Source organism: Streptomyces sp. NPDC046859 (assembly GCF_040645135.1).
Taxonomy (GTDB): Bacteria; Actinomycetota; Actinomycetes; order Streptomycetales; family Streptomycetaceae; genus Streptomyces.
In genome coordinates, this window is sequence record NZ_JBEYXR010000045.1 from 17,593 (window position 1) to 30,982 (window position 13,390).

A 13,390-nucleotide genomic window follows, 5' to 3' on the forward strand; every position below is an offset into this window, starting at 1 on the left:
GGTCCCGCCGCACCATGCTCTAACGGCTGGTCGGCGGGGCGACGACCAACTCGGTGTCCGGGTCATGGTCGATGTGCGGAGGGCCGGCGACGATCATGGTGGCTCGGGCCCACGGCTGTTCTCGCAGCAGGAAAGGCAGTTCCTCCAGCAGCCAGTTGGTCACGTGCTGCAGCTGCGCGGGGGAGTCACCGTCGCGGACGACCAACAAGCGCTCTTGCTGATCGAGATCACCCTGCATCCACACCGAGGCGTCCAGCCACGGGGCAAGCTCCTCGCGAATGATGCCGGTGCCCTCGAGCCAGATGAAGTCGGCACCGACGGGGACGGTGATCGATCCGGGCCGGTCGTGGGCGATCCAGGCATCAGGGCGGAAGTCCACCGCCTCGCCCCGGTGCAGGGGCTGGAGGATGTTCTCGACGAGCACGGCACCCCAGTCGAAGTAGGAGTGGTTCCAGGCAACGTCGTCGGTGTGCACGATGGCGGAGTTGGGCGCCGCCTTGCGTAGCCGCTCGGCCAGGGTCGTCTTGCCTGCGCCGCCCCGGCCGTCGATCGCGATCACCCGCGGACGTCCGGTGACGCCGGGTGACGCGTCACGCAGTTGCCGGACGGTGGCGTGCACGGTCACCACCCGCCAGCCGACGGCCTCGGTCTCGCCTGGATGTAGACGCATCTGTGATCTGTCTCCGGAAGTGAGGACGCGGGTCCGGCCTGCCCGGACGATCCACCCGTCGGGTTACCGCGTGACGTGACTTCTCACTGACATTGATCAGGCAGGTGTGGCCCGGGCGACTCCCGAATCAACGTCGCAACGGCATCCACAGATTCGCAACGGCATCCACAGATACTGACACAGCCACCGAAGCCCTTGGTCGAGGTCACCGAAGGAGACACGCCCCCCACCGCGGCCGCCACTTCAAGCCCCAGCACCGCCACGCGGACTGGCCGCCGCCCTGTGCCGCTACGAACGGCTCGTCCGCCTCAGCACGTAGGACACCGTCCAAGCGGACGTAGCGCACACCGCGTCGTGTCACAGGCGGAAGCGCTGTCTCGTCTCGGGAGGTGAAGCACACCGACGAACCGGAGGAGCCCACGATGGACGCGCGACTGAACCTCTTCGCCGGCCCGACCGCCGGCAAGGCGCTCAAGTACTTCATGGCGGTCGGCCGGGCGCTGAAGGAATCGCCGCTGCCGGCCACGACGCAGGAACTGGTGGCCCTGCGCGTGAGCCAGATCAACGGGTGCGCCGCCTGCATCGACATGCACACCAAGGAGGCCGCCGCGGCCGGCGAGAGCCCGGTGCGCCTGAACCTGATCGCGGCCTGGCGGGAAGCGGCGGTCTTCACCGAGGCCGAGCGTGCGGCGCTCGCGCTGGCGGAGGAGGGGACCCGTATCGCCGACGCGGCCACCGGGGTCAGTGACGACGTCTGGGAACGCGCCGCCCGGCACTACGACGAGGACCAGCTCGCGTCCCTCGTCCTGCTGGTCTCGTTCATGAACACGGCGAACCGGCTGAACATCATCACCCGGCAGCCGGCCGGCGACTACCAGGTCGGCCAGGCCCACTGAACGAAGCGTTGGCCCTCCCGCCGACACAGCGGATGATCTTCGAAGGATGCCTGGCCGGCGCCGGTCCGGCCAGGGACGCAGACCGCAGGGGGAAGACAGCGTGAGCAAGGTCGAGGAGTTCGAGGAACTGAGGCCGCTGCTGTTCTCGATCGCGTACCGGATCCTGGGCAGCGTGGGCGAGGCCGAGGACGCCGTGCAGGAGACCTGGCTCCGCTACGACGCCTCGACCACCCGGGCCGTGTCGCCCAAGGCGTTCCTGTCGGCCACGGTGACCCGGATCGCGATCGACGTGCTGCGCTCCGCCCGGATGCGGCGGGAGGAGTACGTCGGACCGTGGCTGCCGGAGCCGCTGCTGGACGACCCGTACGAGGACCCGGCCCGCGCGGCCGAACTGGCCGACTCGGTGTCGATGGCGGCGCTGCTGCTCCTGGAGCGGCTCAGCCCGCTGGAGCGGTCGGTGTTCGTGCTGCGGGAGGTCTTCGCCTTCGGCTTCGACGACATCGCCGCGGCGGTGGGGCGCTCGGAAGCGGCGTGCCGGCAACTGCTCGTACGGGCCCGTCGGCACATGAACGACGGAAGGCCCCGGTTCGAAGCGGACCGGCGGGAGCGGCAGGAGCTGGCGAGACGGTTCTTCGAGGCGCTGGCGCGGGGCGACGTGGACGGACTGCGGAATCTGCTGTCCGCCGATGTCCAGCTCGTCGGGGACGGTGGGGGCAAGGCGCCGCAACTGGCCAGGGCCGTCGCCGGTGCCGAGAACGTGGCCAGGCTCCTCGCCGCCGTCCACCCGCTCATGGCCCAGGTCGACATCACCTTCGAGACGCGCGAGGTGAACGGCGAGCCGGGCGCGCTGTTCCGCGACCGCGACGGCAAGGTCCTCCACATCCTCGTCCTCGACGTCCTCGACGGGGAGATCCGGACGATCCGCTCGGTCATCAACCCCGACAAGCTCGGGCACCTCGGCCCGGTCGCCGACGCCTGGGCCGTCGACCGGGAGGTGAGGCAGGCCCGCAGGAACACGCGCTGAACGCTCGAGACCAAGGAGTGTCCCAGGGGCCGGCGGGGGCAGGAGGCAAGAAGGCAACGGGAGGTCAGCACTCGTCGGCCACGGCGATGTTCCGGTGAAGCAGGGGAGGTTCGGGCCGTGTTCGAGGGCTTCGAGACGACGCGGGTTCAGCTCGGCGAGGCGTCGATCCTGGTTCGCCACGGCGGGGAAGGGCCGCCCCTGGTGCTGCTGCACGGCCACCCCCGGACATCCGCGACCTGGCACCGGGTCGCCCCCCTCCTCGTCCGACGCGGTTTCACCGTGGTGTGTCCCGATCTCCGGGGGTACGGCCGCTCGACCGGACCGGCGCCCACCGCGGACCACTCGGGGTACTCCAAGCGGGCCGTCGCCGGTGACGTGGTCGAGGTGATGCGCACCCTCGGTCATGCCCGCTTCGCGCTCGCCGGGCACGACCGTGGAGGCGCTGTCGCGCTGCGTCTCGCCCTGGACCACCCCGACGCCGTCTCGCGGGTGGCACTGATCGACTGCCTCCCTCTCACCGAGCACCTGTCCCGCATCACGGCGGAGTTCGCCACGCAGTGGTGGCACTGGTTCTTCTTCGCCCAGCCGGAGATCCCCGAGCGCGTCATCAACGCCGATCCGGACAGCTGGTACCGCGGTGACCCCGAGACCATGGGGCTGGAGAACTACGACGAGTGGCGCGCGGCCACGAGGAACCCGGACGTGGTGCGGGCGATGCTGGAGGACTACCGGGCCGGTCTCACCGTCGACCGGCGGCACGAGGAGGAGGACCGCGCGGCCGGGGCACGGTTGCGGTGTCCGGCGCTGATCCTCTGGTCGCTCCGGGACGACCTCGAGGACCTGTACGGCGACCCCGTCAGGATCTGGCGGCAGTGGGCGCCGGACGTGCGCGGTCACGGCATCGACTCCGGCCATCACGTGGCCGAGGAGGCCCCGGAAGCGCTCGCGTCCTCCCTCGCGGACTTCTTCGCCGTACGACCTGAGTGAGGCCCCTCGGAGAACGGCTCACCGCCTACGCGACATCGGGCCGTGCCCAGGGGAGACCGTATGAGCGGCTCCGGGCAGGGACCGGTCAGAGGGCGCTTCCGCTGTGCCGTGCTTCTCTGCACCTCACTCTCACAGGTGAAGGCAGGTAGACGACTCGTCAAACGGCTCCGAGGCGGAGGGGATGAGGTCAAGGGCGGTGACGGATCCGGCAACCGCCGAGCAGGTCCCCCGGCGTAGGTAAGATCAACGCTCTCTTCGGGGGGTGTGATGCGGACATCAGGGCGGCGCGGCGAGGGGCAGAAGTACGCGCTGAGTTCGGACGAGGACAACGGCGACTTCTGGGGCTTCGTCCAGGAGGCCGATGGGTTGTTCACGCTGCTGCCGGATGAGGCGGGAGCGCGCCGAGTCGCCTTGCGGGCTGCCGCCCGCAGGGTGGCCTGCTGAGGTGCGCTGATCACGTCGGCAGTCGTCATGCCGGCGCAGGGAACGCCTGGTTCGAGCTCCTTGATCGTGACGGTGTCACGATGGGGTCCTACTTCGTCAACGAGCTCACCGTCATCGACGTCAAGCCGTCCGCAAGCCGGGCCGGCCTCGTCGACCTCACGGTCACGCTCTGGTGCGAGAACGCACTGCCCGGAGCGGAAAGACCGTGGGAGCTGCTCCGCACCGGTCACCTGAACCACACCGGAATGTGGCACGAACTCGCACCCGAGGACCGTCACGCATGGTTGTCGGTGGCCCTGTGGTCCCGTGAGTACCAAAGCCAGGGAAAGTCCGATGCGCCTGCAGGTCAGGTGTTCACGGTGGATGGCCGACACATCGTTGACAGGGACACCTTCTACTGCGCGATCGGTGAGGCCATCAACGGACCGGGCGGATACTTCGGCTGGAACCTGGACGCTCTGGATGACCGTCTGAGAGGTGGCTGGGGCGCTACCACTCCGTTCAGCCTGCACTGGGACTTCTCGGACGAGGCTCGGACGCAGTTGGCGAAGCGCGTGCCCGCCGGTGATCGCGAGCTTGCGCTGTTCGACCTGCTCCTGGAGATCTTCAAGGAACGGGGGTGTGAGCGTCATCCTTCGGTGACAGCTCGCTGCTGCGGACGGACCGCCGTCCGGGGTGTGCCGTGCTCGCCTCAGGTGAAGTCCGCCGGCGTGATGCCGTCGGCGTGTCCGGGCGGCCACTCCACCAACTCGATCCGGTAGCCGTCCGGATCCGTGAGCCACGAGGTCGTCGGGCCGTCAGGACCACTGGGGTACTGAAGAGGCCCGGGCCTCAGCCCGGCCTCCAGGAGTTTCGTCAGAGTGAGCGTCAGGTCCTCCACCTGGATCGCGAGGTGATCGAAACCGCTGCCCACGTCGACCGGTTCGTCGCCGGGCCGGTGGACCAGTTCAAGCGAGGCCGCCGGTTCGTCGGGGAACTTGAGGAGCACGAGGTGGGCGCCGCCGCCGAGAGGGACCTTGCCCAGTTCGGCGTAGCCCAAGGCGCTGTAGAAGCCGAGCGAGCAGTCCAGGTCGGTGACGCGGTAAGAGACGAACAGCGTTTTCATGCGGGCTCCTCGGGCTGACGCACCCGGAGACGAAGGTGCGTGACGTCTCGGTCCTCGAGGCGGCGGACGAGGTCGAGCTCGATACGGTCGCCACCCAGGTGGTCGAACAGCCGCCGACCGTCCCCGAGGAGAACCGGAACGAGATGGATCTCCATCTCGTGCAGCTGCCCGGCTCGCAGCAGTGCTTGGGCCGCCCCCGCCCCGTGGATCATCACCGCCCGGACCCCCGCCGCTGGGCGGGCCTGACGGGCGCAGTCCTCGACGTCGGTGACAAAGCGCGTGTGTCCGGGGGCATGTCCCCGTCGTGCACCTCGTGAGTCAGTACGAAGATCGGGACACCGTCGTGGTGATCGCCCTGCCCGCGCCCCGCGAGGTCGAAGGTGCGACGTCCGGGGATCACCGCGCCGGTCGCGAGCGCCTCGCGGCAGACCTGACCGCTCGGCCCGTCGGACTCCCGGTCGTCGAGCCAGTCGAAGAGACGTCCGCCGCCGCGTCCGAGCTCCTGCCCGGGCCGGTCTTGCGCACCGGCGATATAGCTGTCGAGCGATCTTGACATGTACAGCCGGATCGCGCCGTCCATCGCTGCCTCCATCGTTCCTCTCCGATCTCCGGCGCTTCCTGCGGCGTCTACTCGTCGGGCTTGTCACAGGGAACACAAGGATCATAAGGAACAAAAAGAACACAAATGACACAAGGAATACAAGGAACACAAGGAAGACCTCAGGCAGCCAGCGAACTCATCGCATACACGATCCTCAGCGCCGCAGCTTGTACCTGAGATGCAGCACCCGGTCGCCCCGGATGATCACGTGAGGGTCCTCCAGCAGGAGCTGCCTGTCGATGTCCCCGAAGTACCGCCTGCCCGAGCCGAACACCACCGGCGCCACGTCCATGGCCACCTCGTCCACGAGACCCGCCGCGAGAATCTGACCGCGGACCTCGCCGGCGCTCACCGCCACGACTTGCTCCCCGGCGAGCTTCTGGGCCTTGTCGACCGCAGCCGTCACATCGTCGACGAAATGGTAGGACGCCTCCAGATGCCAGCCCTGGGCTTGGGTCGATGCGACACCACGACCACGTGGTCGCCGGCGGGCTGACGGCCCTCCCAGCCGTTCGTGAGGTCGAAGAAGCGGCGGCCCGTCACGATCGTGCCGATCGAGGACGCCGGTCCGACGGCCGAGGACAGGGCACCCGGCCGACGTACTCCATGGGCTCAGTGTGCCCGGCAACCGTGACGTGTGCGCGGCACCCGCGCGGGCTCCGGACGAACCGGCGCCGGGTGCGCTGAACGGTGTCGCGCCGATGAATTCGCGTCGGTCGTGCCGTCTACCACTCGACGAAGGGAGCGCACCATGCGCAAGATCATCATTTGCACGTTCCTGACGCTGGATGGCGTCATGCAGGCGCCGGGTGGTCCGGACGAGGACACAGAGAGCGGTTTCGAGCACGGCGGCTGGCAGAAACCGGTGGACGACGACGAGGTCGGCACGGCCATCACCGGCTGGTACGAGGACTTCGACGCGATGCTGCTCGGCCGCAAGACGTACGAGATCTTCGCGTCGTACTGGCCGAACGCCGATCCCGGCAATCCGTTCACCGACCGGATGAACCGCATGGACAAGTACGTGGCGTCCCGGACCCTGACGTCCGTCGAATGGCAGAACTCCCACCTGCTGCGGGGCGACGTCGTCGACGCCGTCCGCGAGCTGAAGGCGTCCGACGGCGGCGACATCGCCGTCGTCGGCAGCGGCGACCTCGCCCAGACCCTCATGCGGCACGGCCTCGTGGACGAGTACCGGCTGACCATCCACCCGGTGATCATCGGCACCGGCAAGCGCCTGTTCGCCGACGGAGCCATCCCCACCGCGCTGGAGCCGGTCAGCGTGACGACGTCAAAGGGAGGCACTGTGATCGGCGTCTACCGCACGAACGGACAGCCCACCTACGACAGTTACTAGGGCGTCGGGAGGGGCGGGGCCCCGAGCCCCGGGCCGACTTCCGGTCACGGTGACTCGAACAGCGCGACGGCTTCGGCATCTCGTTCTGCCGCCGGCCCTCGTCCTGGCCGTCGTCGGCGCCGCTCCGCCCGGCACCGCCGTCTCGGGCAGCGGCCGGCTCAACGCCGTCCGCCAGATTGGCGCCACCTTCAGTGTCGCCGACCATGGGTGCCGCCGCGAGTGTCGGCGTGGGACGGTCCTTGCTGCCGTCGGACGGCATGTGCGCCGTCACATGGCTGGTCTTCGCGCTGACGCCCGGGAACGCAACGGTCCGGGCGGCGCACGCTCCGGATGCCGGCCGTGCACCGTCCGACCGGAGTTGACCGCACAGCCTAGGGCAGCCCTCGGGCAACTGGTGCGCCTGCGTCCCGCCGTGGCGGGTCCGTAAGGGGTGCCGGTCAGCCAAAGGTGACCTCCGGTCAACCGCCGTACAACCCTCGACTCGGGACCTTGAGCGCCCGCCCGAGACAGCAGTGGCTGTGCGCGTACCGGTGGTGGAGGACGACGACGACCTCGCCGAGATGATCGCCGACGGGCTGCGCTCCTCGGGCGTGGTCGCGTGAACATAATGTGTTCGCACTGATGTGCGTAGCTTCGTAAGATCACGGCGCGAGACGTGCCGTAAGGGCAGAGCGCTCGCAGGAACCTCGAGGAGTTTCATGCGCCGTCCTCTCACGCCTCTCGTGCTCACCGCTCCTGCCGCCGCGCTGCTGTGCGTCGGATGCTCCGCGACAGACACGGGAAGTCGCGACGCCGAGACGGCGTCACCGTCGACCAAGGCAGCGTCAGACGGTCGGTCCGCCGTCCAGGACGCGGTCGCGGCTCTCCGTGAGGACAGCGCGGGGTTCCGCCAGAAGATCGAGTTGCAGGGTGAAGGCCAGGTGTACCGCCTCACCATCACCGGCGGCTTCGACTTCGCCGCGGACCGGGGCCACCTGGCGGTCGACTTCCCCGGTGGCGGAATCGACCACAGCGAACAGGTCTTCGCAGAGGGCAAGATCTATATCCGCGACCCCCAAGGGACCGGCGAGGACACCTGGGGAGTCATGCCCCGGGACAAGGCCCAAGCCCACTACCTGTTGCGGGCACCGCTCAACGACCCCGAGCACGTCCTGCAGCAGATCGCCGCGATGCGCAAGATCTCCCAGGAAGGCGAGGAGAACGTCGAGGGCGTGCGTGCACTGCGCTACCGCGGCATCCTCGACTACCGCACCGTCACTCTCCGCACGCACCCGGACGTCCGCACCAAGATGGACCAAGCCCGCGACATCCTGGGCGGCGACTTGCCGGTGTTCGCTGACGCCTGGGTCGACGGCAAGGGGAACCTGGTGCAGACCCGCACGAGCGTCAACATGTCCGGCGCGCAGGTGACGGTGACCACGGTCCTGTCGGGCATCGGCGAGCCGGTCCGCGTGAAGGTCCCACGCCCCGCGGACACAACCCCGATCAGCGAGGCCACCGGCGTCCTGAACGGCTGAGCCGGACCACCGCGGGTGCGGCGCGCCGACGGCACGGCCACACCCCGACCGGCCGGTGGAGGGAATCGGCGGGGAAGCCATCTGTCAGCGCCCTCTGACAGGATGCGCGGATGACCTCAACCACCTTCCCGCCCCTCGAGAACGACGAAGAGTCGCGAGCCCGTCTGCTGGACATGGTCGGCACCATCGCACCGTGGGACAGCCTGGAGCGCACCCATCTGACCACCACCGCGCAGTGGATCACGAGCGGAGCCCCGCTCCACCGGGTACGCAAGCCCGACGTTCCCGCGACGCACCTGGTGAGCTACTTTGTCGTCCTCGACGCCACGAGCGGTCGGCTGCTGCTCGTGGCACACCGCAAGGCGGGTCTGTGGCTGCCGTCCGGCGGACACGTCGAACCGGGCGAGGACCCGTGGGCCGCAGTGGTCCGCGAATGCCGTGAGGAACTGGGCATCTCCGCCACGGCATCGCCGATCACCGGCGAGCTTCCGTTCTTCCTCACCGTCACGGAGACGCGCGGGCCGGGCGTCCACACCGACGTCTCGCTCTGGTACCTCCTCTCCACCGACGCCGACGCCATCACCTCCTACGACAAGGACGAATTCGAGGCGATCCGATGGCTGACCGCCGAAGAGGTGCTCGAGGAGGCGGAAGACGTACTCGACCCCCACATGCACCGCTTCACACACAAGCTGCAGCACGCCCGGGCCACGGGGCGCCGCGGGTAGCTGCTCCCGCCCGCAGCGGGCGCGTTGGCGCTTCGGTACCGCCCGGCGTCTCGCTTGGGCGCCCCCGCCGCACCAGCCCAGCCCCGGGACGGCGACAGGTTCCAGAGCATCGCCCACGACGAGGAACTCCAGCGTGTCAGCCGCAGTCTCCTCACCCGCTCGACCCACTCGACCCGCACGCCTCGGAACTCCCGGCCCCGCGATGCCGGCCGGGGGTTCCGTTCCCAGCACCTCGCGACGGCCTGGGCCTCCTGGTCGCCGTCGGACGGCGCGGTCGGCATCGGGTACCTGCTGAAGGAACGAGTCGCCCGCACCTCCGAGTTCGGGGGCGGAGAACCCGGTTCGATGGTGCCCGCCGCCGAATCCACCCTCCGGAAAGCCGCACCCCCGCAGAGCGCGTCCGTACCGCACGCTATCGACCGGCGTCTGGATCGACTTCGGGATGTGTGAACCGCACGGGCCTGCCCAGCGACCGGGCGTAGGCGATTTCGGCCCGGGTGCTGTCTCCGATGTAGTCGCCGACGACGAGCACCTCGTCAGCGAGCCGGATCTTCGCTCGGTGCAGATCGTCGAGTCGAAGCTTCAGCGCCTTGGCCTCGTCGGGATCCGACCAGAGTTCGTGCGGCGACTTCAAGTCGCAACCCGGTTTGACGACGATCCGTCCGGCTTCGGTCTCCCGCACATCGGCCTCGTTCATCTCGGTCATGAAACGGGTGGAGCCACAGATCGCGACGATGACCGGGAGGCCCAACTGCTGTTTCGCGTGTGCAAGCTTCTCCTCGGGGCTGAGCGGTATCGGGCGGGACACTGATTCCTCCTGGTGGTGCGGTCCTTCTCGGCAGCGGTCGGACTACGCGGGTTGCGATCATGGGTCGTCCGAGCCTGCGATGCGTGTGAGGAAGTCGATCGAGATGTCAGCCGTCCCCGCCGATCCGACCGTAGTGCACCCGATGCCGGAGCAGCCTCGGGTCGTTCTGCTCAAGCCGCTGATCACGTCGCCGCTGATCGAGGTGGGAGAGTTCTCCTACTACGACGATCCGGATGACCCGACGGCGTTCGAGACCCGCAATGTGCTCTACCACTACGGGCCGGAAAGACTGGTCATCGGAAAGTTCTGCGCACTCGGCGAGGGGGTGCGATTCATCATGAACGGCGCCAACCACCGCATGGACGGGCCCTCGACGTTCCCCTTCCCGATCATGGGCGGATCCTGGGCCGAGCACTTCGATCTGATCACAGGCCTGCCCGGCCGTGGTGACACCGTGGTCGGGAACGACGTGTGGTTCGGATACCGCGCCATGGTGATGCCCGGCGTCCGTATCGGACACGGAGCGATCATCGCCTCCGGCTCCATCGTCGTCGACGACGTTCCTGATTACGGCATCGTCGGCGGCAACCCGGCCCGCCTCGTGCGCCGTCGCTTCGCCGACGAGGACATCGCCCGCCTCCTGGCCGCCGCCTGGTGGGACTGGCCGGCCCAGCACATCACCGAGCACATCCGCACGATCATGTCCGGCAGCGTCGAGGAACTGGAGGCTGCGGCCCCGAAGGGTCGGTAGACAAGCCTTCACACGTACGTCGACGCAAGTCAGAACCAGGCTCTGCACCCGGCGCCGGGGCCGGACTCGTGCAGACGGTACGACAGCGGCGGGGCCACTGGGCGCGCCCCCAGTGGCCCCGCCGCTTGCTGTCCCGTTCAGACGGCCAGTGAAGCGACCTTGTCGGCCGCCTGCTTAGGCTCCAGAACGCGTTCGGCCAGGAAGCCGAACAGCAACCCGAACGCGGCCCACAGGACGGCCTGGATGCCGATCGAGGCCACACGGAACTCCCACAGATCGGTCGCCGGGAAGCCCTTGGGAGTGTTGTCCCCCTGCGGCAGCACGGCCATCGCGACCGCCACGACCGCGACGAAGGCGACGCCGGCGGCGATGGAGGCGTTCCAGTTGCCCCACGCCGGGGCGAGTCTGCGGCCCAGCAGGATCGCCGCCACGCCCAGCAGGACACTCAGGGCGATCATTCCCACGAACAGGATGGTGCGCTTGCCGATGGTGTCGGGGTTGCCGACGGCAGGCGGGTTCGCGGGGTACTTCAGGATGGGCAGCAGGTAGAGGAGCAGGAACCCCGCCAGCGCGGTGAGCGCCGCTGTGGACCGTGCCCCGAACCGGCCGATACGGCCCAGGACGAAGCAGAACGCGAGCGCCGCGATGCCGCCGATGGCGACGCCGAAGACGAGCACGCCCGTGGCGAGGCCGGCGGTCGACTGCACGGTGCGGCTGACGAGTTCCTCGCCGCCGTGTTCATGGGAGCCGGCCTCCTCGAACGCGATGGCCGCGTCCACGGGGCCTTCCCCGACCAGGAAGCCGAAGACGAAGGCGAGCACGCCGGCGCCCAGGCCGGCGAGCATGCCGCGCACCAGCAAGGTGCGTACGGTGACGGAGTTCATCGAGGACGGCTCCGTCAGTGGCAGGGGAAGCCGAGGAGGTGGCGGGCATCGTGCACCCACTCGTGCACGCCCTCACCGGAGACCAGGGCGGTGGCACCCTGCTCGGCGCCGACGAAGTACAGCAGGACCAGCATGAGGACGCCGACGAAGACGGCCCAGGGGGCGACCGCCCGCAGTGGCAGCGGCGCGAGGGTCTGGGTGGTGGGGGTGGGGGCGGCAGTGGACTGCGCCATGGCGAGACCTCCTCGGGAACTACGCGTCCCGCATCGTGTGGAGCACTCGACGACAGCGTTGGGTCTGACTCACCGCCCCGCCTGGCTGGCGGGGTGGCACACAGTGGCGCGACCGTGCCGGGCTTGCACCGGACTTCCGTGGCGCTGTCGTCCTTGTCGCCCCAGATGCTAGGGGCAATGGGCTCTTCGGCCAACATGGCGTACGCCACCTACGATGATCCGACCTCGTAGAAAGGCCCATCATGACCATCCGGCTCACGCTGCTGTGCGCCGCGGCCCCAACGGAACGCGACGTGCGATTCGGCGGCGACACGCCCTTGGACGAGAGGGCCCTGGACCAAGTCCGAGCAGTCACGGGATCGTTGCCGACGGCCGGCGCCTGGCTCGCGGCGCCTTCCCAGCGATGCCGGCAGACGGCGCAGGCTCTTGGCCTGGACACCGTCGCTGTTGAGCCGGCCCTTACGGACATGGACATGGGCACCTGGCAAGGACGCGCCCCGGACGAGGTCGCGGCCGGTGACGGGACCGGGCTCGCCCTGTGGATGTCGGATCCCGAAGCGGCCCCGCACGGTGGCGAGTCGGTGGCGCGACTGTGTCGCCGGGTCTCCGCCTGGCTGGAGGGACTGCCCGAGGACACGGTCCGGGTCCTGGCCGTTGTCGAACAGGCCGTGGCCCGGGCCGCGTTGCTGCACGCGACAGGTGCGCCGCAGCAGTCGTTCTGGCGCATCGACGTCCCGCCGCTTGCCGCCTTCCAGATCACCGGCAGATCCGGCCGCTGGAACCTGCGGATACCCGCGGTCGGGAGCAGCGCGTAGCACGAGTGCCGTGACCGGGAAGGTTTGCCGGGGTGGTGTCGAGCGTCGGCGTGTGTCGCTCGTTTCGGTCCGTAGGCTTGGTCGTCATGGAGACAACGGCGTCCTTCATCCATCATCTCGGGGTGTTCGCCTCGGATTTCGAGGCCAGCGAACGGTTCTACACCTCTGCGCTGGCGGTGCTGGGGATTGGGGTTGGCTACCGGGCCGACGGTGTTGCCGAGTACTGGAGGCCGGAGCTGGACACGCCGTCGTTGTCCCTGGAACGTGCGAGAGCCGAGGCTGCCGTCACGGCGGGGGTGCACATCGCGTTCACGGCGGTCAGCAGGGATGCGGTGGACGCCTTCCACGCGGCTGCGGTAGCGGCCGGAGGCGCCTCCCGGCACGCGCCCCGCTGGTGGAGCCAGTACCGCGCCTACTGTGCGTTCGTCAGCGACCCGGACGGCAACAACATCGAGGCCGTCCACAAGGAGACCCCCTAGTGTCCTGCGCCGGTAGTCCGTCGTTAGATCTCGTATGAGTTCTTCTGCCGGGGTGCCGGTGCCGCGTCGTGGTCCGAAGTTGGAACCGCTG

16 protein-coding genes and 2 pseudogenes are annotated in these 13,390 nt (G+C 69.0%); 11 read left to right on the top strand and 7 right to left on the bottom strand.

The annotated features are described in order from the left end of the window. Positions 1-19 precede the first annotated feature (19 nt). A complete protein-coding gene (locus tag ABZ899_RS35610; protein ID WP_361354818.1) occupies positions 20-670 on the bottom strand; it encodes a hypothetical protein in 651 nt (216 codons plus the stop codon). Positions 671-1,092: 422 nt separating this feature from the next. On the opposite strand from ABZ899_RS35610, the gene ABZ899_RS35615 reads away from it, so the two are divergent. The 5 genes from ABZ899_RS35615 to ABZ899_RS35635 all read left to right on the top strand — a co-directional run bounded on the left by ABZ899_RS35615 (position 1,093) and on the right by ABZ899_RS35635 (position 4,782). Further along, the gene (locus tag ABZ899_RS35615) at positions 1,093-1,566 is read left to right on the top strand and encodes a carboxymuconolactone decarboxylase family protein (RefSeq protein WP_361354821.1); all 474 of its coding nucleotides are present in this window, start codon (positions 1,093-1,095) and stop codon (positions 1,564-1,566) included. A 100-nt stretch (positions 1,567-1,666) separates the two neighbouring features. Then, positions 1,667-2,590, top strand: coding sequence for an RNA polymerase sigma-70 factor (locus ABZ899_RS35620; RefSeq protein ID WP_361354824.1), 924 nt, complete (start codon positions 1,667-1,669; stop codon positions 2,588-2,590). Positions 2,591-2,707: 117 nt separating this feature from the next. After that, entirely contained in the window at positions 2,708-3,577 is an 870-nt protein-coding gene (locus tag ABZ899_RS35625) for an alpha/beta hydrolase (protein ID WP_361354826.1), read from the top strand. Positions 3,578-3,844: 267 nt separating this feature from the next. Continuing rightward, on the top strand, positions 3,845-4,021 hold the full coding sequence (locus ABZ899_RS35630) for a hypothetical protein (protein ID WP_361354829.1): 177 nt from the start codon (positions 3,845-3,847) through the stop codon (positions 4,019-4,021). A gap of 80 nt (positions 4,022-4,101) precedes the next feature. Next, on the top strand, positions 4,102-4,782 hold the full coding sequence (locus ABZ899_RS35635; protein WP_361354831.1) for a barstar family protein: 681 nt from the start codon (positions 4,102-4,104) through the stop codon (positions 4,780-4,782). On the opposite strand, the gene ABZ899_RS35640 is transcribed toward ABZ899_RS35635, so the two are convergent. From ABZ899_RS35640 to ABZ899_RS35650, 3 genes and pseudogenes are all read right to left on the bottom strand, one after another. Then, positions 4,713-5,126 (bottom strand): VOC family protein, encoded by a 414-nt coding sequence (locus ABZ899_RS35640; RefSeq protein ID WP_361354834.1) that lies wholly within the window; start codon positions 5,124-5,126, stop codon positions 4,713-4,715. The two genes, ABZ899_RS35635 and ABZ899_RS35640, sit on opposite strands and share 70 nt — an antisense overlap. Then, positions 5,123-5,706, bottom strand: a pseudogene (locus tag ABZ899_RS35645) (dihydrofolate reductase family protein). The gene ABZ899_RS35640 and the pseudogene ABZ899_RS35645 overlap by 4 nt, the downstream one beginning before the upstream one ends. 175 nt (positions 5,707-5,881) lie before the next feature. After that, a pseudogene (locus ABZ899_RS35650) lies at positions 5,882-6,282 on the bottom strand (dihydrofolate reductase family protein); the annotation flags it as partial. A 196-nt stretch (positions 6,283-6,478) separates the two neighbouring features. Here ABZ899_RS35650 and ABZ899_RS35655 point away from each other — a divergent pair. The 3 genes from ABZ899_RS35655 to ABZ899_RS35665 all read left to right on the top strand — a co-directional run bounded on the left by ABZ899_RS35655 (position 6,479) and on the right by ABZ899_RS35665 (position 9,329). After that, positions 6,479-7,084 (top strand): dihydrofolate reductase family protein, encoded by a 606-nt coding sequence (locus tag ABZ899_RS35655; RefSeq protein ID WP_361354837.1) that lies wholly within the window; start codon positions 6,479-6,481, stop codon positions 7,082-7,084. A 698-nt stretch (positions 7,085-7,782) separates the two neighbouring features. After that, on the top strand, positions 7,783-8,601 hold the full coding sequence (locus ABZ899_RS35660; protein ID WP_361354840.1) for a hypothetical protein: 819 nt from the start codon (positions 7,783-7,785) through the stop codon (positions 8,599-8,601). A 110-nt stretch (positions 8,602-8,711) separates the two neighbouring features. Beyond that, positions 8,712-9,329, top strand: coding sequence for an NUDIX domain-containing protein (locus ABZ899_RS35665; RefSeq protein WP_361354842.1), 618 nt, complete (start codon positions 8,712-8,714; stop codon positions 9,327-9,329). 412 nt (positions 9,330-9,741) lie between these two features. Here the strand turns inward: ABZ899_RS35665 and ABZ899_RS35670 are convergent, their stop codons facing one another. Next, the gene (locus ABZ899_RS35670; RefSeq protein ID WP_361354845.1) at positions 9,742-10,137 is read right to left on the bottom strand and encodes a hypothetical protein; all 396 of its coding nucleotides are present in this window, start codon (positions 10,135-10,137) and stop codon (positions 9,742-9,744) included. A 103-nt stretch (positions 10,138-10,240) separates the two neighbouring features. Here ABZ899_RS35670 and ABZ899_RS35675 point away from each other — a divergent pair, with 103 nt between their 5' ends. Then, positions 10,241-10,888 carry a CatB-related O-acetyltransferase gene (locus tag ABZ899_RS35675; RefSeq protein WP_361354847.1) on the top strand — a complete coding sequence of 216 codons (648 nt, stop codon included), beginning with the start codon at positions 10,241-10,243 and terminating at the stop codon, positions 10,886-10,888. Between the two features lie 137 nt (positions 10,889-11,025). Here ABZ899_RS35675 and ABZ899_RS35680 read toward each other — a convergent pair whose 3' ends face one another. Continuing rightward, positions 11,026-11,772 (bottom strand): CbtA family protein, encoded by a 747-nt coding sequence (locus ABZ899_RS35680; protein ID WP_361354850.1) that lies wholly within the window; start codon positions 11,770-11,772, stop codon positions 11,026-11,028. A 14-nt stretch (positions 11,773-11,786) separates the two neighbouring features. Beyond that, complete coding sequence (locus ABZ899_RS35685) at positions 11,787-12,005, bottom strand: CbtB-domain containing protein (protein ID WP_055620396.1); 219 nt, start codon at positions 12,003-12,005, stop codon at positions 11,787-11,789. A gap of 242 nt (positions 12,006-12,247) precedes the next feature. Here ABZ899_RS35685 and ABZ899_RS35690 point away from each other — a divergent pair, with 242 nt between their 5' ends. Continuing rightward, the gene (locus tag ABZ899_RS35690; protein WP_361354853.1) at positions 12,248-12,820 is read left to right on the top strand and encodes a histidine phosphatase family protein; all 573 of its coding nucleotides are present in this window, start codon (positions 12,248-12,250) and stop codon (positions 12,818-12,820) included. A gap of 86 nt (positions 12,821-12,906) precedes the next feature. Further along, the gene (locus ABZ899_RS35695; protein ID WP_361354856.1) at positions 12,907-13,299 is read left to right on the top strand and encodes a VOC family protein; all 393 of its coding nucleotides are present in this window, start codon (positions 12,907-12,909) and stop codon (positions 13,297-13,299) included. Positions 13,300-13,390: the final 91 nt, after the last annotated feature.